This is a genomic window from Streptomyces sp. SID1328, from assembly GCF_009865595.1.
GTDB classification, from domain to species: Bacteria; Actinomycetota; Actinomycetes; order Streptomycetales; family Streptomycetaceae; genus Streptomyces; species Streptomyces griseoluteus.
Genome location: NZ_WWKH01000353.1, coordinates 1 through 20,981, shown reverse-complemented (window position 1 = coordinate 20,981; position 20,981 = coordinate 1). Strand labels below are relative to the sequence as shown.

At 71.2% G+C, this 20,981-nt stretch carries 16 protein-coding genes; 3 read left to right on the top strand and 13 right to left on the bottom strand.

Annotation, left to right across the window (positions count from 1 at the left end; translation table 11 throughout):
- Positions 1 to 212: 212 nt before the first annotated feature.
- From GT030_RS10365 to GT030_RS10350, 4 genes are all read right to left on the bottom strand, one after another.
- A complete protein-coding gene (locus GT030_RS10365) occupies positions 213 to 914 on the bottom strand; it encodes a ribonuclease HII (RefSeq protein WP_086696437.1) in 702 nt (233 codons plus the stop codon).
- A gap of 84 nt (positions 915 to 998) precedes the next feature.
- Positions 999 to 1,910, bottom strand: a complete 912-nt coding sequence (locus GT030_RS10360; protein ID WP_161200843.1) for an ADP-ribosylglycohydrolase family protein — start codon at positions 1,908 to 1,910, stop codon at positions 999 to 1,001.
- Between the two features lie 12 nt (positions 1,911 to 1,922).
- Entirely contained in the window at positions 1,923 to 2,582 is a 660-nt protein-coding gene (locus GT030_RS10355; protein WP_161200842.1) for a histidine phosphatase family protein, read from the bottom strand.
- Between the two features lie 81 nt (positions 2,583 to 2,663).
- Complete coding sequence (locus GT030_RS10350; protein WP_161200841.1) at positions 2,664 to 3,269, bottom strand: YdbC family protein; 606 nt, start codon at positions 3,267 to 3,269, stop codon at positions 2,664 to 2,666.
- Positions 3,270 to 3,419: 150 nt separating this feature from the next.
- On the opposite strand from GT030_RS10350, the gene GT030_RS10345 reads away from it, so the two are divergent.
- Positions 3,420 to 3,953: a TerD family protein gene (locus tag GT030_RS10345; protein ID WP_161200840.1), complete on the top strand. Its 534-nt coding sequence runs from the start codon at positions 3,420 to 3,422 to the stop codon at positions 3,951 to 3,953.
- Between the two features lie 127 nt (positions 3,954 to 4,080).
- On the opposite strand, the gene GT030_RS10340 is transcribed toward GT030_RS10345, so the two are convergent.
- Positions 4,081 to 6,981 carry a vitamin B12-dependent ribonucleotide reductase gene (locus GT030_RS10340; protein WP_161200839.1) on the bottom strand — a complete coding sequence of 967 codons (2,901 nt, stop codon included), beginning with the start codon at positions 6,979 to 6,981 and terminating at the stop codon, positions 4,081 to 4,083.
- A 124-nt stretch (positions 6,982 to 7,105) separates the two neighbouring features.
- On the bottom strand, positions 7,106 to 7,666 hold the full coding sequence (gene nrdR / locus GT030_RS10335) for a transcriptional regulator NrdR (RefSeq protein ID WP_161200838.1): 561 nt from the start codon (positions 7,664 to 7,666) through the stop codon (positions 7,106 to 7,108).
- A gap of 580 nt (positions 7,667 to 8,246) precedes the next feature.
- On the opposite strand from nrdR, the gene lexA reads away from it, so the two are divergent.
- Complete coding sequence (gene lexA, locus GT030_RS10330) at positions 8,247 to 9,023, top strand: transcriptional repressor LexA (RefSeq protein ID WP_030803240.1); 777 nt, start codon at positions 8,247 to 8,249, stop codon at positions 9,021 to 9,023.
- A gap of 139 nt (positions 9,024 to 9,162) precedes the next feature.
- Here the strand turns inward: lexA and GT030_RS10325 are convergent, their stop codons facing one another.
- The 4 genes from GT030_RS10325 to GT030_RS10310 form a co-directional block, all read right to left on the bottom strand.
- Positions 9,163 to 11,139 (bottom strand): ATP-dependent DNA helicase, encoded by a 1,977-nt coding sequence (locus tag GT030_RS10325; RefSeq protein WP_161200837.1) that lies wholly within the window; start codon positions 11,137 to 11,139, stop codon positions 9,163 to 9,165.
- A gap of 161 nt (positions 11,140 to 11,300) precedes the next feature.
- Positions 11,301 to 12,062, bottom strand: a complete 762-nt coding sequence (locus tag GT030_RS10320; protein ID WP_346009607.1) for a GNAT family N-acetyltransferase — start codon at positions 12,060 to 12,062, stop codon at positions 11,301 to 11,303.
- A gap of 37 nt (positions 12,063 to 12,099) precedes the next feature.
- The gene (locus tag GT030_RS10315; RefSeq protein ID WP_161200835.1) at positions 12,100 to 14,025 is read right to left on the bottom strand and encodes an IucA/IucC family protein; all 1,926 of its coding nucleotides are present in this window, start codon (positions 14,023 to 14,025) and stop codon (positions 12,100 to 12,102) included.
- A gap of 225 nt (positions 14,026 to 14,250) precedes the next feature.
- Positions 14,251 to 15,660 (bottom strand): diaminobutyrate--2-oxoglutarate transaminase family protein, encoded by a 1,410-nt coding sequence (locus GT030_RS10310; protein WP_161200834.1) that lies wholly within the window; start codon positions 15,658 to 15,660, stop codon positions 14,251 to 14,253.
- Between the two features lie 285 nt (positions 15,661 to 15,945).
- Here GT030_RS10310 and GT030_RS10305 point away from each other — a divergent pair, with 285 nt between their 5' ends.
- Positions 15,946 to 17,169, top strand: a complete 1,224-nt coding sequence (locus tag GT030_RS10305; protein WP_202459928.1) for a hypothetical protein — start codon at positions 15,946 to 15,948, stop codon at positions 17,167 to 17,169.
- 86 nt (positions 17,170 to 17,255) lie between these two features.
- On the opposite strand, the gene hflX is transcribed toward GT030_RS10305, so the two are convergent.
- The 3 genes from hflX to GT030_RS10290 form a co-directional block, all read right to left on the bottom strand.
- Positions 17,256 to 18,746: a GTPase HflX gene (hflX, locus tag GT030_RS10300; protein ID WP_135792180.1), complete on the bottom strand. Its 1,491-nt coding sequence runs from the start codon at positions 18,744 to 18,746 to the stop codon at positions 17,256 to 17,258.
- A 189-nt stretch (positions 18,747 to 18,935) separates the two neighbouring features.
- Positions 18,936 to 20,444 (bottom strand): M1 family metallopeptidase, encoded by a 1,509-nt coding sequence (locus GT030_RS10295; RefSeq protein ID WP_161200833.1) that lies wholly within the window; start codon positions 20,442 to 20,444, stop codon positions 18,936 to 18,938.
- A 69-nt stretch (positions 20,445 to 20,513) separates the two neighbouring features.
- A partial coding sequence (locus GT030_RS10290; protein ID WP_161200832.1) for a bifunctional (p)ppGpp synthetase/guanosine-3',5'-bis(diphosphate) 3'-pyrophosphohydrolase occupies positions 20,514 to 20,981 on the bottom strand: 468 nt, incomplete at its 5' end.

The window sequence follows — 20,981 nt, the reverse complement described above, 5'->3', positions numbered from 1 at the left end:
CCGGGCCGGCCGGGGCGGGCCGGAGCCGCGGGGCGGGGGCCGGGTACGGGACGAGGGGTCGGTGCGACGCGGCTGCTGGCCGGAGTCGCGACGGGACCCTGGGCACTCTCGTGAATCTGAGGCTCCTCGGGAAGGAGAGGCATGAGCTGATTTTTATCAAACGTTGGTACGACGCCGCTGGCCGGGTGGCACATCGGCGGCGGGCGGAAGCGTCAGAAATCGAAGCCGAGCTGGCCCTCGATCACCGGAACGCCGCCGTCCACGAGGCTGCGGACCTTCTTGAGGTGCCGCCACCGGGGCAGCGCATCAAGATACGCCCACGACAGACGGTGGTACGGGGTGGGGCCCCGCTCCTCCAGTGCGGCCTTGTGCACCGGCGACGGATACCCGGCGTTGTCCGCGAATCCGAAGTCTGCATGGCCGGCACCGAGTTCGGCCATCATTTTGTCGCGGTACACCTTGGCGATCACCGAGGCCGCCGCGACGGCCACACAGGACTGGTCACCCTTGATCACCGTGCGCACCCGCCAGGGGGCACCGAGGTAGTCGTGCTTGCCGTCGAGGATGACGGCCTCGGGCCGGACCGGGAGGGCTTCCAGGGCGCGGACGGCGGCCAGCCGCAGGGCGGCGGTCATGCCCAGGTCGTCGATCTCCTCCGGAGAGGCGTGACCGAGGGCGAAGGCCGTCACCCAGGACCGCAGTATCCCGTCCAGCTCCGCACGGCGCTTGACCGTCAGGAGCTTGGAATCGGTGAGCCCTTCGGGCGGGCGGCGCAGTCCGGTGACCGCCGCGCAGACGGTGACGGGTCCGGCCCAGGCGCCCCGCCCCACTTCGTCGACGCCGGCGATGACCTTCGCCCCGGTCGTGGCGCGAAGGGAGCGCTCGACGGTATGAGTGGGTGGTTCGTACGGCATGGCGGACTCAGACTACGCCGCCCCACCGCCGCCCCGACACCCCGGCCCCTCCTAGCCGGAAACATCACAGCGGCGACCCGCGCGTCACCCGCGGTCCGGCACCCACTCCGGCAGCGACTCGGTCCGTTCCAGCCATTCCGCGGGCGGCGAGCCCGCCTCGCCGGCGGCCAGGACGCCGCCGACGATCGCGCACGTCGTGTCCACGTCGCCGCCGACCTGTGCGGTCGTCCAGAAGGCGTGCTCGAAGTCGCCGAGAGCCCGCGCGGCCGACCACAGGGCGAACGGGACGGTGTCGTGCGCGCTGGTCCGGCGCCCGCAGCCGAGGACGGCCGCCACGGTGGCCGCGTCCCCGTAGTCGAGCATGTCCCGCGCGCGGCGCAGACCGGCGCCCACGGCGCTCCGGGGCACCAGGGCGATCACGCCGTCCAGCAGGGCCTCGGGAGCCGGCGGGCCGCCCGCAGCGGCTGCCAGCGATGCGGCGGCGGCCACGGCCATGGCACCGGCCACCGCCTCGCGGTGCTGGTGGGTGATGTAGGCGGAGATCTCGGCCTGGTGGGTCGCCTGCTCGGGGTCGTCGGCGTACCAGGCGCCCAGGGGCGCGATGCGCATCGCGGCGCCGTTGCCCCATGAGCCCCGGCCGTCGAAGAGCTGGGCGGCGAGTTCACGCCAGTCGGCGCCTTCGCGGACGAGCCGAAGGAGGCGGTTCACGGCGGGACCGTAGCCCCGGTCGAAGTCGTGGTGATCGGCGAAGGACCGGGCCAGTTCGTCCTGGTGGACCATCTGGTGCGCGGCCAGGACCGAGACGACGGAGCAGGCCATCTCCGTGTCGTCGGTCCACTGCCAGGGCCCGGCGGGCAGCTCGCGCCGCTTGAGCAGCGGGTGGTTGGCCGGGACGAAGAACTGGGAGCCGAGCGCGTCACCCACCGAGAGGCCGCGCAGACTGGCCAGGGCGCGCTCCAGGCGCCCGGAGGGGAGGGAGGAGGATTCAGGGATCATCTTCCCGCCAGCCTATCCGTGGATCCAGTGCGGGACCGGGTCCCGCCAGCGCTCGAAGGGCTTGTCCAGGGCGTACTTGCCGTCCTCCCCGAGAACGAGCATGCGCACCTCGGCGTTCCCCGGATTCGACAGGGACTCGAAGTCGGCCACCGTCCAGTGGAACCACCGCATGCAGAACAGCCGCATGGCCAGGCCGTGCGTCACCAGGAGGACGTTCGGCGGGTGGTCGGGCTCCTCGAAGCTGCGGAACAGGCTCTCCAGGAAGCCGCCGACCCGGTCGTACACGTCGGCGCCGGACTCGCCCTGCGGGAAGCGGAAGAAGAAGTGCCCGTACGCGTCCCGGTACGCCTTCTGCAGCTTCACGTCCTCGCGTTCCTGCCAGTTTCCCCAGTCCTGCTCGCGCAGCCGGGGCTCCTCGCGCACGCGTATGAGGTCCGGGTCGAGCCGGAAGGCGTCCAGGGTCTCGTGGGTGCGGCGGTACGGGGAGACGTAGACGCTCACGCGTTCGTCCCCGAAGATCTCCCGCAGGTGCCTGCCGGTCTCCTCCGCCTGCTCCCGGCCGCGGTCGGTGAGCGCGAGGGCGTGGTCGGGCTCGCGCTCGTACACGGAGTCATCGACGTTGCCCACTGACTCCCCGTGCCGGACAAGGACGATGCGCCGTGGTCGTGCCATGTCGGAAACCCTACGGGGAGCGGGGCGGGGCCGTGCACTCGTACGGCCCTCATACGGTGTAGGTCACACCGCTCGCCCGGCTCAGACCGTCCAGGAGGGCTCCAGTTCCACGATGTCGCCGGTGAGGGAGGCGATGTCGGCCTCGGTCTGGGCGCGCAGGGCCAGCCGCTCCACGCGTTCGGTGCGGTACTTTCCGTGTTCGGCCGCCGCGCGCCACATCGACAGCACCAGGAAGTCGTGTTCGGCCGACTCGCCGAACATGCCCCGGATCATGCCGGGAGAGCCGGCCATCGCCGGGTTCCAGACCTTTTCCTGCATCAGCGTGAAGTGCTCGACGCGCTCCTCGTGGACCCGGCACAGGGCCACCCGGACCAGGTCGGCGTCGGTGAACCGGGGCTCGAAGCCGGTCTTCACGTCGAAGCGGTACTCGAACAGCTTGGCCTGGGAGTCCTTGAACGTGCCGGACTGGGACGCGGCCAGCCGGTCGTGCGAGCGGGCCATGAAGGAGTCGTAGAAGGCGCGGCTCTCCCAGAAGGCGAATGTGTGCGCCACTCCCGGCCGGTGCCGGCTCCAGCCTCCGCCCTGTCCCCGAAACCCCGGCTCCCCCAGAAGCCCCGCCCATTTCCGCTGCCCGCGCTCGAACCCGCGACGGTCCACTACGGTGCAGCGAGTCCACTTGACCAGCACCGCGCCATCGTAAGGCCACCGGGCGTGGCGTCGGTCACGCTCTGGCGGAGTTCGCCCGCGCACCGGTGCCGTATGCGTGACACGATGGGAAGAAGTCCCAGCGACAAGGGAGTTGGGGATGATGGCGCTTCAGGGGGAAGGGGAGGCCTGGTGACCGGGGTCAGCAAGGGAATCCGCGAGGTCGAGGTCGCGCTCAAGTGGGACCCCAGTCCGGCGGGGCGGCCGCCCTCCGACCTGGACGTCGTCGCCGCGACATTCACGGCGGCGGACGCGTACGGGGAACCGGCCTATCTGGTGCACTTCGACAGCCGCTCCCCGGACGGCACGATCTTCCTCAACCGGGACAGCCCCGACGGCAAGGGGTTCGGCTGGGACGAGGTCATGAAGCTCGAACTCGGCCGCCTGGACGCCCGCTACGCGCGCGTGGTGGTCGGCGTCGTCATCCAGCAGAGCCAGAACCGCACCACGTTCGCCTCGGTCCTGAACCCCGCGGTCCGCGTCGCGGAGGGCTACACGACCCTCTTCGAAGCCGACTTCACCACGGCCCGGGACGCCACGGCAGCCGTGGTCGCCGAGTTCACCCGCGACGCCTCCGGCGAGTGGGCCTTCCACGCGGGCGTCCACGGCTTCGACGAGGACCCGGGGACCTTTACCCGGGTGATGGGCTCCAAGCGTCGTACTTGAGCATTTCAACGCCCCGGCCGGTGTGTACGCGTCCTCGGCCGTCCCGTGCGCCGCTGACGACGAAAGGGGCGCCGGCCCACTGGCCGACGCCCCTTCACCGGGCCCGTGTCACGGGCTCAGCCGTTGATCAGCTGCAACCGCTGGTCGAGCCGCAGCCCTCACAGATGTAGCAGGAGCCGGCGCGCTGCATCTTGGTACCGCAGGAGAAGCAGAGCGGGGCGTCGGCCTGGATGCCGAGCTGCATCTCGACCAGCTCGGCGCTGGTGTGAGCCTGCCTGGGGGCCGGCTTGGCGGCCTCCGACTCGGCCTTCGGAGTGGCCACGGCCGTCGGCTCGGTGTGACGCGGGGCGGACTGGGCCAGACCCTCGACGTCGACCTCGTCCTCCTCGAGGGACGGCTCGTACGAACCGGTCTCCAGGTGACGCTGACGCTCCTCGGCGGAGTGGATGCCGAGCGCGGAGCGGGTCTCGAAGGGCAGGAAGTCCAGCGCCAGGCGACGGAAGATGTAGTCGACGATCGACTGCGCCATGCGCACGTCCGGGTCGTCCGTCATACCGGCCGGCTCGAAGCGCATGTTGGTGAACTTCGAGACGTAGGTCTCCAGCGGCACGCCGTACTGGAGGCCCACCGACACGGCGATGGAGAAGGCGTCCATCATGCCCGCGAGCGTCGAGCCCTGCTTGGACATCTTCAGGAAGACCTCGCCGAGACCGTCGTCCGGGTAGGAGTTGGCGGTCATGTAGCCCTCGGCGCCGCCGACCGTGAAGGACGTGGTGATGCCGGGACGGCCCTTGGGCAGACGCTTGCGGACCGGACGGTACTCGACCACCTTCTCCACGGCCTCGCGGATGGTCGCCTCGGCCTTCTCGGTGACCTCGGCCTTCTGCTCCTCCTTCTTCTTGGCGGAGAGCGGCTGGCCGACCTTGCAGTTGTCGCGGTAGATGGCGAGCGCCTTGACGCCCAGCTTCCACGCCTCGAAGTAGATCTCCTCGACCTCCTCGACGGTCGCCGTCTCCGGCATGTTGACCGTCTTGGAGATGGCGCCGGAGATCCAGGGCTGGATCGCGGCCATCATGCGGACGTGGCCCATCGGGGAGATGGCCCGCTCGCCCATGGCGCAGTCGAACACCTCGTAGTGCTCGGGCTTGAGACCGGGGGCGTCGATCACATTGCCGTTCTCGGCGATGTGGGCGACGATCGCCTCGATCTGCTCCTCCTGGTAGCCCAGGCGGCGCAGGGCCTGCGGCACGGTGCCGTTGACGATCTGCATCGAGCCGCCGCCGACGAGCTTCTTGAACTTCACCAGCGCGAGGTCCGGCTCGACACCGGTGGTGTCGCAGGACATCGCCAGACCGATGGTGCCGGTCGGGGCAAGCACGGACGCCTGCGAGTTACGGAAACCGTTCTTCTCGCCCAGGCGCACCACATCCTGCCATGCCTCGGTGGCGGCGGCCCACACCGGGTTGTCCAGGTCGTCCGTGTGGACGGCCACGGCGTTGGCGTCGGCGTGCTGCTTCATGACGCGCTTGTGGGCGTCGGCGTTGCGGGCGTAGCCGTCGTACGGGCCGACGACCGCGGCCAGTTCGGCGGAGCGGCGGTAGGCGGTGCCGGTCATCAGGGAGGTGATGGCACCGGCGAGGGCGCGGCCGCCGTCGGAGTCGTACGCGTGGCCGGTCGCCATCAGCAGGGCGCCGAGGTTGGCGTAGCCGATGCCGAGCTGGCGGAAGGCGCGGGTGTTCTCGCCGATCTTCTGGGTCGGGAAGTCCGCGAAGCAGATGGAGATGTCCATCGCGGTGATGACCAGCTCGACGACCTTCTGGAAGCGCTCGGTCTCGAAGGACTGGTTGCCCTTGCCGTCGTCCTTCAGGAACTTCATCAGGTTCAGCGAGGCGAGGTTGCAGGACGTGTTGTCCAGGTGCATGTACTCGCTGCACGGGTTCGACGCGGTGATGCGGCCGGACTCGGGGCAGGTGTGCCAGCTGTTGATCATGTCGTCGTACTGGATGCCCGGATCGGCGCAGGCCCAGGCCGCCTCGGCGATCTTGCGGAAGAGCGCCTTGGCGTCGACCTCCTCGATGACCTCACCGGTCATCCGGGCCCGCAGGCCGAAGTCGGTGCCGTTCTCGACCGCGCGCATGAACTCGTCGTTCACGCGGACCGAGTTGTTGGCGTTCTGGTACTGGACGGACGTGATGTCGTCGCCGCCCAGGTCCATGTCGAAGCCCGCGTCGCGCAGCACGCGGATCTTCTCTTCCTCGCTGACCTTCGTCTGGATGAAGTCCTCGATGTCGGGGTGATCGACGTCGAGGACGACCATCTTGGCCGCGCGGCGGGTGGCGCCACCGGACTTGATGGTTCCGGCGGAGGCGTCGGCGCCCCGCATGAAGGAGACGGGACCCGAGGCGTTGCCGCCCGAGGAGAGCAGTTCCTTGGAGGAGCGGATGCGGGACAGGTTCAGACCGGCGCCCGAACCGCCCTTGAAGATCATGCCCTCTTCCTTGTACCAGTCGAGGATCGACTCCATGGAGTCGTCGACGGACAGGATGAAGCAGGCGGAGACCTGCTGGGGCTGCGGCGTGCCGACGTTGAACCAGACCGGGCTGTTGAAGCTGAAGATCTGGTGCAGCAGGGCGTAGGCCAGCTCGTGCTCGAAGATCTCGGCATCGGCGGGCGAGGCGAAGTAGGAGTGGTCCTCGCCGGCCTTGCGGTACGTCTTCACGATGCGGTCGATGAGCTGCTTGAGCCCGGTCTCGCGCTGCGGGGTGCCCACGGCGCCCCGGAAGTACTTGCTGGTGACGATGTTGACCGCGTTCACCGACCAGAAGTCGGGGAACTCGACGCCACGCTGCTCGAAGTTGATCGAGCCGTCGCGCCAGTTGGTCATGACGACGTCACGGGGCTCCCACGCCACCTCGTCGTACGGGTGCACGCCGGGGGTGGTGTGGATGCGCTCGACGCGCAGCCCCTTGCCGGCCTTGGTGCCCTTGGTGCGGGAACCTCGTGCCGGACCGCTCGCCGTCTCTGTCATGCCGCCTCCCATGTACGGGCGAAAACGCCCTGAAATGCCCCGATGTTCCCAGGGCACGTGGTCTGTCTGGTGTCGCGGGCACCCTCAGCTACGACCCGCGACAGGTCTTCGGTGCGCCGGCCGGTCAGTCGGCGGCGCGTGCGGACACGGGGACCTGGGTGGTCCGTCCCGTCCCGCTCTGGTCTTCCTGGCTCCCCGAGGCCGCGTCCTCGACGTGTCCGTCGTCCGCGGCGGGGTCCGGCGCCGCTTCGCGCAGTTCGGCGATGGCGGCCTCGAAGTCCTCCAGCGAGTTGAACGCCCGGTAGACCGAGGCGAACCGCAGATAGGCGACGAGGTCGAGCTCCTGCAACGGGCCGAGTATGGCCAGCCCCACGTCGTGGGTGGTCAGCTCGGCACTCCCGGTGGCGCGCACCGCCTCCTCGACCCGCTGGCCGAGCTGGGCGAGCGCGTCCTCGGTGACGGGACGTCCCTGGCACGCCTTGCGCACACCGTTGATCACCTTGGTGCGGCTGAACGGCTCGGTGACGCCCGACCGCTTCACCACCATGAGCGAACACGTCTCCACGGTCGTGAATCGACGGGAGCAGTCGGGGCACTGGCGGCGCCTGCGGATGGACGTGCCGTCGTCGGTCGTACGACTGTCGACCACCCGGCTGTCGGGGTGCCTGCAGAAGGGGCAGTGCATGATCTCCAACCCTCCTCACAGCAGACTCGATGGCCTCGCCGGACCTCAGGGGCCTCACGAAGCAGCCCTAAGCATAGGCGATCGAAGAGGCCCGGAAGACCCGGGGTCGAAGATCAACCACAACTTGTGGGGGCCTGTAGCCGTCTCACCACTAGATGTAGGGATGGGCCGGATTTCGCGGCGCCGCGCGTGTCGCTGTGGACAGAGCCGCCCGGAGCGGCCCGAGCGGGCGCCGGGGCGACACGCAAGAGCATTCCGCACGGCCGCGCGCGCCCACGGGGATACCGTGAACACCGCGCGGAGCCCTCGGGGAATTACGGCGGGGATCACACCGCAGGTGGACCCGGCCACCGGTCGGTCACCGTTCGAATGGCACACTGGCGACGACCGCGAGGCCATTCGCCCCGGCGGTGAAGAGTACACAATGAGCACTTTTGCCCGCCGGACGTCGCGCAAGCCATACACCCGGACACTTGATCGCGTCAGGTGAATCGCACTTTTTCACTCGAACGTGTGTTTGGCGCAACCTTTCGAAAGCCACTACCGTTGTGCAGCAGGGAGACCATCGAGAGGGGCCGACGTGACCACGACCGCAGACAGTGCCGCCATCACCGCCCAGGACCGCTCCCAGGGCCGGGTGGAGCCGGTGCACGCGATGAACGAAGCCGCGCCCGAGGGCCACAAGCGCTCCCTGCCGGGCCGACCTCCAGGCATCCGCGCGGACAGCTCGGGGCTCACCGACCGACAGCGCCGGGTGATCGAGGTCATCCGTGACTCCGTGCAGCGTCGTGGCTACCCGCCGTCCATGCGGGAGATCGGCCAGGCCGTCGGCCTCTCCAGCACCTCCTCGGTCGCGCACCAGCTCATGGCGCTGGAGCGCAAGGGCTTCCTGCGCCGCGACCCGCACCGGCCCCGCGCCTACGAGGTGCGTGGCTCCGACCAGGCGGTCAGCGTGCAGCCCACGGACACGGCCGGCAAGCCCGCCGCGTCGTACGTCCCGCTGGTGGGCCGCATCGCGGCCGGTGGGCCGATCCTCGCCGAGGAGTCCGTCGAGGACGTCTTCCCCCTCCCCCGGCAGCTCGTCGGCGACGGTGAGCTGTTCGTCCTCAAGGTCGTCGGCGACTCCATGATCGAAGCCGCGATCTGCGACGGCGACTGGGTCACGGTCCGCCGCCAGCCCGTCGCTGAGAACGGCGACATCGTGGCCGCCATGCTGGACGGCGAGGCCACGGTCAAGCGCTTCAAGCGCGAGGACGGCCATGTCTGGCTCCTCCCGCACAACGCGGCCTATGAGCCCATCCCCGGCGACGACGCCACCATCCTCGGCAAGGTCGTCGCGGTGCTCCGCCGCGTGTGACGCCCGCACCGGACAAGCCCCCCGGCTCGTCCCCCTGCACCGGGCCCCGGAACCCCTGCGCCGGTTCCGGGGCCCTGCCATTGCCGTCAGCGGCGGGAGTGGGCCTGTACGCCGGCGCACCCCCAACTCCGCCTCCGGCTCACTCCTCCTCGGCCTGCCTGGCCATCGCGTCGATCGCCGCGAGCGACTTGCGCACCTGGTTGCGGTCGGTCGTGGTCCAGAAGTCGGGCAGCGACGCCTTCAGGTACGACCCGTAGCGGGCGGTCGCCAGCCGCTGGTCCAGGACCGCGACCACGCCACGGTCCCCGGACGCCCGGACGAGCCGGCCCGCGCCCTGCGCCATGAGCAGCGCGGCGTGGGTGGCCGCGACCGCCATGAAACCGTTGCCCCCCGCGTCCTCCACCGCCTTCTGGCGAGCGCTCATCAGCGGATCGTCGGGACGCGGGAACGGGATCTTGTCCATGACCACGAGCTGACAACTGGGCCCCGGCACATCCACGCCCTGCCACAGCGACAGCGTGCCGAAGAGGCAGGTACGGGGGTCGGCCGCGAAGTTCTTGATCAGCTCGCCGAGCGTCTCCTCGCCCTGGAGCAGGATGGGGAACTCGGGGATGCGCACCCGCAGTTCCTCCGCCGCGAGCTGGGCGGCCCGCATGGAGGAGAACAGGCCGAGCGTGCGGCCGCCGGCGGCCTGGATCAGCTCGGTCAGCTCGTCCAGCATGTCGCCGCGGTCGCCGTCCCGAGCGGGGCGGGCCAGGTGCTTGGCGATGTAGAGGATGCCCTGCTTGCGGTAGTCGAAGGGCGAACCGACGTCGATGCCCTTCCACTGCGGCAGGTCGTCGCCCTCGGTGCCCTCCGGAGCCAGGCCCAGTGAGGCGCCGACACCGTTGAAGTCGCCGCCGAGCTTCAGGGTCGCCGAGGTGAGGACGACGCTGCGGTCGGTGAAGAGCTTCTCGCGGAGCAGCCCGGAGACCGACATCGGCGCGACCCGCAGGGAGGCGCCGAACCGGTCGTGGCGCTCGTACCAGACGACGTCCCACTCCGAGCCGTTCAGCACCCGCTCGGCGACGGCGTACACCGTCTCCACGGAGGCCACCGCCTGCTTGCGGACGGCGTCCTCGTCCTGGACGGACTTGTCGCGCGTGGTGCCGAGCGCGGTGATCACCGTGCGGGCCGCGTCGCGCAGGGCGGCCAGGGCGTAGCCGAGGTCCTCCGGGATCTCCTCCAGGCGGCCCGGCAGGGCCAGCTCCATCAGCCGCTCGAAGCCCTCCGCGGCGGTCTGGAGCTGGTCGGCGGCCTTCTCGTTGACGAGCTTGGCCGAGCGGCGGACCGCCCGGTTGACCTGGCCGGGGGTGAGTTCGCCGGTGGCGGCGCCGGTGACCCGGGAGACGAGTTCGTGCGCCTCGTCCACGATCAGCACCTCGTGCTGCGGCAGCACCGGGGCGCCCTCGATGGCGTCGATCGCCAGCAACGCGTGGTTGGTCACCACGACGTCCGCGAGCTTGGCGCGCTCACGGGCCATCTCCGCGAAGCACTCGGCCCCGTACGCGCACTTCGAGGCGCCGAGGCACTCGCGCGACGACACCGACACCTGGGCCCAGGCCCGGTCGGAGACGCCCGGCGTGAGGTCGTCCCGGTCGCCGTTCTCCGTCTCGTCGGACCAGTCGCGCAGCCGGAGCAGGTCCTGGCCCAGCTTGCTGGTGGGGGCGGCCGCCTCGAACTGGTCGAAGAGCCCGTCCTCCTCGTCCTGCGGCATGCCCTCGTGCAGCCGGTGCAGACACAGATAGTTGGAGCGGCCCTTGAGCATGGCGAACTCCGGCCGGCGCCGCAGCAACGGGTGCAGGGCGTCGACCGTGCGCGGCAGGTCGCGCTCCACGAGCTGGCGCTGGAGCGCGAGCGTGGCGGTGGCGACGACGACCCGCTCCCCGTGCGCGAGGGCGGGCACGAGATAACCGAGCGACTTACCGGTGCCGGTACCGGCCTGCACCAGCAGATGGGAGGTGTCGTCGATCGCCTCGGCGACCGCTTCGGCCATGGTCACCTGGCCGGGGCGCTCCGTGCCGCCGACGGCGGAGACGGCGGCGTGGAGGAGTTCGGGGAGTGAGGGCTTCGTCATAGCCCGACCACCCTACGGCCCCGCACTGACAATCGTGCCCGCTCGCCGGGGCGGGCGGAGCGGGATACGAACACTTCCGAACTCCTGAACTTTTCTCCGTGAAAGCGGGAACTCGGCGGAACCGCCGCACGTACAACAGGTGAGCACCCGATCACGCGGTGCTACCAGGGTTCATGCCGGACCCGGTCCCGGATCATGAGGGCGGCCCGCTTGCCGGGCAGATCGACCTCGGCCCGGCACCGGAACCCGGCCTTGCGGAAAGCGGTCACCGAGGGGGTGTTGCGAATGTCAGGTTCCGCGACGACGCGTGTGCAGGTGCGGCGGCGTTCCATGACCAGCTCGGCCACGGCCGTGAGCAGGACGGAGCCGAGCCCTCGTCCCCGGTGCGCGCCGTCTCCGATCAGCAGGTGGATACCCGTGTCGTGCGGGCGCGTCCGGTAGAAACGGGCCAGCGGGTCGAGGTCGGCCCGGTAGATCTCCCAGTAGCTCAGGGCGATGCCGTCGAGCACGCCCAGGCAGGGCACGCTGCGTCCGTCGCCGTCGAGTCGCGCGCGGAGGTGGCGCTCGGTCCGGTCCTGTGGGCCGGCCAGCTCCCAGAACTCGGCGACCACGTGGTCGTTCATCCAGCCATGGATGAGGGGGAGGTCGCGGTCCAGGCGGACGGGGACCAGTTCAAAGGTGCCCACAGGAGTGGGGGTTGGGCCCCAGGTGTGGATGCCGTCCAGCAGGTCTCCGTCGCGGGGTGAGGTCACCTGGTCGGGCAACGCGGCTCGCAGAGCGGTGAATTCGGCGGGCAGGCGCAGGTCCAGCGTCTCTTCACTGTCCCAGAGGAGCGCGCTCGCCCCGGTGTCGGCGCTGTCCGGGCAGTCGGGGGCGACCGGGACGGGAAGGGCTTCGGCGGCGCCGGTGTCGGTGAGGGACACGTGCGCTCCTCTCATGGGGGCGGGTGGACGAAGAGGTTCAGGAATGAAGGGGGTTGGCGATGGTCACGTAGACGGACTGGGTGTCGACGGGTCCGACGAGTTCGTCCAGGCCGTGCAGCCGGGTCAGCAGGTTGGCCTTGCAGCGCAGTACGGGTGAGTCGAGCAGGTTGCCCGGCAGGGAGCTGCGCACGGCGGCGGGGCCGGAGGCGGCGGCGGTGAGGAAGCGGCGGAACGCGGCGAGGAGGAGGTGTTCGTCGGCCAGGCGCTGGGAGCCGAAGGCACCGATGAGGCCGAACACGTTGTTGATGGCGAGGTAGTAGGCGAAGCGTTCGTCGGTGACCGCGTCGGAGACGAAGGTGTCGCTGCGCTCTCCGATGCCCGGCAGCCGGGCGTCGAGTTCGCCCCGGCGGGACTCGCGGAAGTAGTAGCCCTGGTTGTCGCGGTAGCGGCCGCCGGCCGGCCAGCCGTCCTGGTCGAGGCGGAGCAGGGTGTTCTGCTGGTGCGCCTCCAGCGCGATCCCCGCCTCGCCGTCGAGCCAGAGCACGGGCCGGACGACCTGTTCGAGGTAGCGCAGGAACCACTCGGCGGCGACCGCGCCCACCGGACGGCCGGTGCGGGCGGCGAGCCGCGCGACGAGCCGGGCCAGGCGGGAGCGGAGTCCCCAGGAGCCTGTCGTCAAACTCGGCTCGAGGTCCGGGCGTGGGGAGACGAGTCCGGCGACGCAGCCGATGTCGTCGGTGGGGGCGAAGGGGTTGTGCCTGATCATCACGTCGAGGCCGGGCACGGGCAGTCCGTCCGGAGCGTCGACGGCGAGCCAGGCGGGGTCGCGGACGATGTCGAAGCCGGGGTGGGCGGCCTGCCACTGCTTCGCCAGCCCGGCGCGCAGCAGACGGTGCACCTCGACGCCCCGGTGGAGTTCCTTGCGCAGGTTCTCCCGGCGGGAGTTGGTGATGCGCAGGCCGAGCGACAGCTTGAGCATCGCCGGGGAGCCCGAGCGGTGGACGGTCCGTACGGAGGAGGTGGGGTGCCAGGGCGAACCGAGGGGGCCGAGGTCGCGGAGGAGGCCGGAGTTCAGCAGGGCGGCGACCGGCGGGCGGTGCCGCACGTCGCGGGCCTGCCAGGGGTGCAGGGGGAGGGCGCTGTAGCCGTCGGGCAGGGGCAGGTCGGTTCCGGCGAGCCGGCGGAGGAGCTGGGCTGCGGGGAGGGGACGGCCGCGTTCGGTCCAGGCCGACTCGGAGGCGAGCAGGGAGGGGGCGACGGCCATCCAGTGCAGGGGGAAGGAGCCGCGGAGTTCCGGCGCGTACTGCCGGGCTTCGGCGTCGGTGAGTTCCTCGCGGCTCTTCGGGGTGGGGTGCAGGGGGTGGCCGAGGAGGAGGGCCTGTTCGGCGCTGAGGAAGAGGTCGGGGCTCTCCTCGGGGTGGGCGCGGCGGTCGCTCAGGAAGGTGGCGGTGCGGCGTTGTGAGTCGGCGACACGGGCGACGAGGTCGGCGCCGTCCGCCGGGGCGGTGCCCTGGGGTTCCACGGCGTCCGTCCGGCCGGGGCTCTCGCGGGTGAGGAGGGCGGCGAGGGTGACGGCGTCGACGGAGGGGGCGTGCTCGGGGGCGCCGGCGAGCCGGGGCGGCCCGAAGCGGTGCCAGCCGGTCGGGGACCAGTGCCGGACGGGGGTGACGAGGGCGGTGCCGCTGGCCGGGAGCGGGATGCGCAGGGTGCCGTTGTCCGGGGCGTCGAGGCCGGTCTCGCGCACCCAGCAGCGCAGGAGGTTTTCCACCGCCGCCGCCTGGGCCGCGGTGTGCGGGTCGGGGGCCTCCAGCGGATCGGCGTCGAGCGCTTCGGGCCCTCCGGCAACCGGTGTGCGCCGTTTCTGGTGCGGCACCGCGTCGGCGAGCGGTACGGGGGTGCTGCCCGGCTCAGCCGGTTCGTCGGGGGTCTCGGAACGGCCGTCGGGTGCGGGGGTGGCGTTCATGACAGTTCCTCGGGGGTGATGCGGGTGCGGGTTCGGTCGCGGAGGGATTCCGCAGGGCGGATGAGAGGCGGGGCGGTGACGAGAGGAGGGGGTGCCGACGCGCGCCTGGCACGGTTCCGGTGTCGGCCGTGGTGCGGCGGTGTGGCGATGCCGGGAGGTGGGTTCGCGGCTCTCCGCCGACGCGCGCGGATGGTGCGCGTCGGCGGTGGGGTGGCCTGGCGGGAGCTAGCCCGTGCGCTGGTGGTCGCGGTTCGCGGCGGTCACCGCGTCGGCGAGGCGGTCCAGTACGGCCGACGCCTGCTCGTCGCTGATGGTCAGCGGCGGGAGAAGCCGGACGACACTGTTGTGGCGGCCGCCGAGTTCCACGATCAGCCCCCGGTCGAGGCACTCGCGCTGGACGGCGGCGGCGAGTTCGGGATCGGCGGGGTGAGGCGTCGTGGCGGAGTCCCAGCCGTCCGCCTCGGAGCCGCGCGCTTCCGGGACGGACGCGCTCACCGGGTCGACCAGCTCGACCCCGATCATCAGCCCACGCCCCCGCACGTCTCCCACACAGGCGAACTCGTCCTGCAGCTGCCGGAGCTGGGTCAGCATGCGGGTGCCGAGGATGGCGGCTCGTTCGGCGAGGCCGTTCTCGCGGACGTAAGCGAGGGTGGCGGTGCCCGCGGCCATGGCGAGCTGGTTGCCCCGGAAGGTGCCCGCGTGGGCGCCGGGCTGCCAGACGTCGAGTTCGTCGCGGTAGACGATGACGGCCAGCGGGAGACTGCCGCCGATGGCCTTGGACAGGACCATCACGTCGGGGGTGATCCCGCTGTGGTCGATGGCCCAGAAGGCGCCGGTGCGGCCGACGCCGGTCTGTACCTCGTCCGCGATCAGGGGGATCGACCGGTCGGCGGTGACCCGGCGCATCCGGCGCAGCCAGTCGTCCGGTGCCGGGATCACCCCGCCCTCGCCCTGGACGGGTTCGAGGATCATCCCGGCCGGCCGGGGCACGCCCGACTTGGGGTCGTCGAGGACCGACTCGGTCCAGCGGGCGGCGAGTTCGGCGCCGCGCGGGCCCCCGACGCCGAAGGGGCAGCGATAGTCCTGCGGATAGGGCAGGCGGCCCACCTGGAGGTCGGGGGCGCCGCCGGACGCGGCCAGGGCGCCCGCGGTCATGCCGTGGTAGGCGCCGGTGAAGGCGAGGATGCCGCTGCGCCCCGTCGCCGCCCGGACCAGTTTGAGGGCGGCCTCGACGGCGTCCGTTCCGGCCGGGCCGCAGAACTGCACGCGGGCCCGGTCGGCGAACCCGGCCGGCAGGGTGCGGAACAGCTCGGTGGTGAAGGCGTCCTTCACCGGGGTCGCCAGGTCCAGCACGGAGAGGGGCGCACCGGAGTCGAGGACCTTGCGGATCGCCTCGAGCACCACGGGGTGGTTGTGCCCGAGGGCCAGCGCCCCGGCGCCGGAGAGACAGTCGAGGTATCGACGGCCGTCCGCGCCCTCGATGGTGAGGCCACGCGCCCGCACGGGCACGATGGGCAGGGCCCGGGCATAGGTACGCGCGGCGGACTCGCGCGCCGACTGGCGCCTGAGAATCCCCTCGTGCACGGGCGGAGTTCCCCGGTGGGTGCTGTCGGCCTCCGACTCGGTCACGGCCACGGCTCGCTGTCCTCCCGCTGTCCAGAAGCGAGTTGCTCGACGGGGACGGGCGCAGGCAGCGGTCCCCCACGGCTACCAACAGCCGACCGGCCGCGTGGTTACGGGTTGCTCCAAGATCCTTGCCGTGACGTAACCGTTGCGGTTCCGTCGGAAGTCACCTACAGCGAACGCATAGTGTGTGGTCCCGTCCCGGAAGTCCGGAGAACCGGCGCAGATACGCACCGAGTTGGGTGCCGGTACCGGGCCGAAGCGCCAAGTTCCTTCACAACAGGGAGAGTCACCACCATGCACTCCATACGGCCGTCGTCCACCGCTCGCCGAGGAAGGGGTACGCCCCACCGGACCTCCCGCGTGCTGGCGGCCGTCGCCCTCGCCTCGGCGCTGGCGCTGACCGCCACCGCGTGCGACGGAGCCGGTGACGACAACGCCGGCGGCAGCTCGTCCTCCACCGCGCGGGGCTCGGACGGGAAGGTCCGCGTCCCCCAGGACCTCCAGGACAAGCTCCGCCAGCACGGCATCGACATGGACAAGTGGAAGGACGGCGCCTGGAAGAACTGGGACCGGGACGACTGGCTGCGCGAGGCGAACGACTTCATCAACCCGATCATCAACGGTCTGTGGGACAAGGACCGGATGCGGGGCGCCGACGACCCGGCCAAGCGGGTCGACGACAACGACCTCTCCGGCGACCAGGGCGTGACCGACCCCGAGCCGCAGCCGGTGCAGGCCAAGGCGGTCCGCCCGCCGTACCACACCAACGCGGCCACCTCCGGCAAGGTGTTCTTCGACTCCCCCAAGGGCACGATGGTCTGCTCGGCCACGGTGGTCGAGGACCCAGCGCACCCGGGCAAGTCCAACCTGATCTGGACGGCCGGCCACTGTGTGCACGCCGGCAAGAAGGGCGGCTGGTACCGCAACATCGCCTTCGTGCCGTCGTACAACAACCAGAGCCTGTCCTCCTCGGAGATGGAGGGTGCCTCCCGCGCGCAGGTCGCGCCGTACGGTGTCTGGTGGGCCGACGCGGCCAAGACCTCGCAGCAGTGGATCGACGGGGGCGGTGAGACGGGCGGCAACGGCGCCTCGTACGACTTCGCGGTGATCCATGTGACGCCGGAGCAGGGCAACGGGGGCAAGTCGCTGGAGGAGACGGTCGGCGGCGCGCTGCCGGTGGACTTCGCCGCTCCCGCCGCGACCGAGGTGAGCACGGTCACCGCGAGCGGCTACCCGGCGGCGGAGCCGTACAACGGCCAGCTGCTGTACCAGTGCCAGGACAAGCCGGGCCGGCTGTCGATCGCCAAGGCGGACCCGACGATGTACCGCATCGGCTGCACCATGACCGGCGGTTCCTCCGGTGGCGGCTGGGTGGAGCAGGGCGCCGACGGCAAGCCCGCGCTGGTCTCCAACACCTCGATCGGCCCGGCCTCCTCGGGCTGGCTGGCCGGTCCCCGGCTCGGCGAGGTCGCCAAGGGTGTGTACGACTCGGTGAGCAGGAAGTTCGCTAACCGGTAGCCGCCCCGCGCCCATGGCGAAGGCCCGCCGCGCCCTCTCGAAACGAGGGAACGGCGGGCCTCTTCGTGCTCCGGCGAGAAAGCCGGTCAGGCGGTCGCGGTGGGCGTGTACGGGGCCAGGTCGGCCGCCAGCTCCGCGTGCACCCGGACCTTGATCAGGGTGCCCTCGGCGGTGTGCTCCTCGGAGAGCACCTCGCCCTCGGTGTGCGCGCGGGCGACCAGCTTGCCCTGCGTGTACGGCACGAGCGCCTCGACCTCGACCGAGGGGCGGGGCAGCTCCTCGTCGATCAGGGCGAGCAGCTCCTCCAGGCCCTGGCCGGTGCGCGCCGAGACGGCGATGGACCGCTTCTCGACCCGCAGCAGCCGCTGGAGCACCAACGGGTCGGCCGCGTCCGCCTTGTTGATCACGACGATCTCGGGCACGTCGGTCGCGCCGACCTCCCGGATCACCTCGCGCACGGCGGCGAGCTGCTCCTCCGGGACCGGGTGCGATCCGTCCACCACGTGCAGGATGAGGTCGGAATCGCCGACCTCTTCCATGGTGGAGCGGAACGCCTCGACCAGGTGGTGCGGCAGGTGCCGGACGAAGCCCACGGTGTCGGCCAGCGTGTACAGCCGGCCGCTCGGGGTCTCCGCGCGGCGGACGGTCGGGTCCAGGGTGGCGAACAGGGCGTTCTCCACCAGGACCCCCGCGCCCGTGAGGCGGTTGAGCAAGGAGGACTTGCCGGCGTTGGTGTAGCCGGCGATGGCGACGGAGGGCACCTTGTTGCGGCGGCGCTCCTGGCGCTTGATCTCGCGGCCGGTCTTCATCTCCGCGATCTCCCGGCGCATCTTCGCCATCTTCTCGCGGATGCGGCGCCGGTCGGTCTCGATCTTGGTCTCACCGGGACCACGGGTGGCCAGGCCACCGCGACCGCCACCCATCTGCCGGGACAGCGACTGACCCCAGCCGCGCAGTCGCGGCAGCATGTACTGCATCTGCGCGAGCGCGACCTGCGCCTTGCCCTCACGGGACTTGGCGTGCTGGGCGAAGATGTCCAGGATCAGGGCCGTACGGTCGATGACCTTGACCTTGACGACGTCCTCGAGCTGGATGAGCTGGCCGGGGCTCAGCTCACCGTCGCAGATGACGGTGTCCGCGCCGGTCTCCATCACCACGTCCCGCAGCTCCAGGGCCTTGCCGGAGCCGATGTAGGTGGCCGCGTCGGGCTTGTCGCGGCGCTGGATCACGCCGTCGAGCACGAGGGCGCCCGCCGTCTCCGCGAGGGCGGCCAGCTCCGCGAGGGAGTTGTCCGCGTCCTGGGCGGTGCCGGTCGTCCACACTCCGACGAGCACGACCCGCTCCAGGCGGAGCTGTCGGTACTCGACCTCGGTGACGTCCTCCAGCTCGGTGGACAGCCCCGCCACACGGCGCAGGGCCGCGCGCTCGGAGCGGTCGAACTGGTCGCCGTCACGCTCGCCGTCGATGTCGTGCTTCCAGGCGACGTCCTCTTCCATCAGGGCATCGGCCCGAAGACCTTCGGGATAGGCGTGCGCGAGGCGCTTGGCGTCCTGTGAAGGGGAAGAAGAGGAGGTCATTGGTTCCTTACGTCGAGGGGAGGACCGGTCCGGCGGTCGGTCGACCGGGAGGTCGGCGAGGGACCGGTGTTCATGAGGTGCAACGCGCGCGTGCCCCGGGAGATTCCCGTGCGCCGCGCCGCGCCGACCGGAAGATGGTCGCACGGCGCGGAGTACCGCGTCATCGGGTTATCACCCGGGCACCGGGGGTCAGCTCTTCCTGGCCGGGTTCGAGGGTGCGGGCGGCGGGACCTGCTTCCAGTCCGGGTGGCCGGGCATGGGCGGGGTCTTCTCGGCGTACAGCCAGTCCTGGAAGAAGCCGGTCAGGTCACGGCCGCCGATGGCGGAGGCGAGGCGGACGAAGTCGGCGGTGCCGACGCTGGTGTCCCGGTTCTCCTGGACCCACACCTTCTCCAGCCGCTCGAATGCGTCCTTGCCGATCTCCTGGCGCAGGGCGAAGAGCACCAGGGCGGCGCCGTCGTAGATGTTGGGGCGGAAGATGCCGATCTTCTGACCGGGGGCGGGCGGCTTGGGCCTGGCGGGCGGACCGCCGGCGGCGCGCCAGCGGTCGGAGGCCCCGTAGGCGGCCTTCATGCGGTCCTGCAGGGGGCGGTCCGCCTTCTCCTGCGCGTAGAGGGCCTCGTACCAGGTGGCGTGGCCCTCGTTCAGCCAGACGTCGGACCAGGTGCGGGGGCTGACGCTGTCGCCGAACCACTGGTGGGACAGCTCGTGGACCATGACCGACTCGATGTACCACTTGGGGTAGGCGGGCTCGGTGAAGATCTCCTTCTCGAACAGCGACAGCGTCTGCGTCTCCAGCTCGAACCCGGTGCTGGCCTGCGCCATCAGCACGCCGTAGGTCTCGAACGGGTATGGGCCGATCTTGCTCTCCATCCACGCGATCTGGTCCGGTGTTTTCGCGAGCCAGGGCTCCAGTTCCTTCTTGTCGGCGGCGGGCACCACGTCGCGCAGCGGTAGTCCATGCGGGCCCGTGCGCCGGACGACGGCGGAGTGGCCGATGGACACCTGGGCGAGTTCGGTGGCCATCGGGTGCTGGGAGCGGTAGCTCCAGGTGGTGGAGCCGCCCGCCTCGACCGCGCCCGTCGGCAGGCCGTTGGCGACGGCGGTGTAGCCGTTCGGGGCGGTGACGTGGAAGGTGAACATCGCCTTGTCGGACGGGTGGTCGTTGCACGGGAAGACCAGGTGCGCGGCATCGGCCTGGTTCGCCATGGCGAGCCCGTCGGTGGTCCGCACCCAGCCCCCGTCCTGGCCGTCGGCGGCGACGGGGTCGCTGGTGTGCCGCACGGTGATCCGGGTGACACTGCCGAGCGGCAGCGCGTGGTCCGGGGTGACGACGAGGTCCTCACCGGCACTGGTGAAGGCGGCCCTGCGGCCGTCGACCTCGACGGACTCGACGGTGCCGTGCGCGAAGTCGAGGTTGATCCGCTTCAGCGAGTCGGTGAGCCGGGCGTCGATGGTGGTGACGGCCTTGAGCGGCTTGTCGTTGTTGCCGGGGTAGGTGAGGGCGAGGTCGTAAGCGGCCACGTCGTAGCCGGGGTTGCCCAGCTCCGGGAAGATCCGGTCGCCGACGCCCAGCGGTTCGGCGGGGGCTCCGGCGGCGACGAGACAGACCGTGACGGCCGAGGCGAGCAGGGCCGCCTTCGGGCGCCGGAGGAACCGGAGTACGGGGTGCGGGCGCGCGGGGCGAGTGAGCAGCATGCCCCACCGCTACCAGCGCCCGGCCGCCGGATGGCGACGGCGCGCACCAGGCCCACCCGATCGGGTCGGTCAGGCGGCGGGCGCCTGGGCCCGGCTGACGTCGTACACGCCGGGCACGTCGCGCATCGCGCGCATCAGGGCGGGCAGTTCGGCGGCGTCGGGGAGCTGGAGGGTGTAGGTGTGGCGGACCCGCTGCTGGTTGGGGGACTCCACGGTGGCGGAGACGATCTCGGCGCCCTCCACGGCGATCGCCTCGGTGAGGTCGGCGAGCAGATGGGGACGGCTGAACGATTCGGCGACCAGGGTCACCCGGCAGGCGGTGGTGTCCCCCCAGCGCACGGCGATCTCCTCGCGCCCCCGGCCCTTCATGTCCTCGACCATGGAGCACTCCACCCGGTGCACGGTCACCGCTCCCCCGCGCACGGCGAAGCCGACGATGTCGTCGGGCGGTACGGGCGTGCAGCAGCCGGCCAGGCGCACCGGGCCGCCCCGCCGGTCCAGCAGCACGTCGGCGCCACGGGGGCGCGCGGCGGGGGC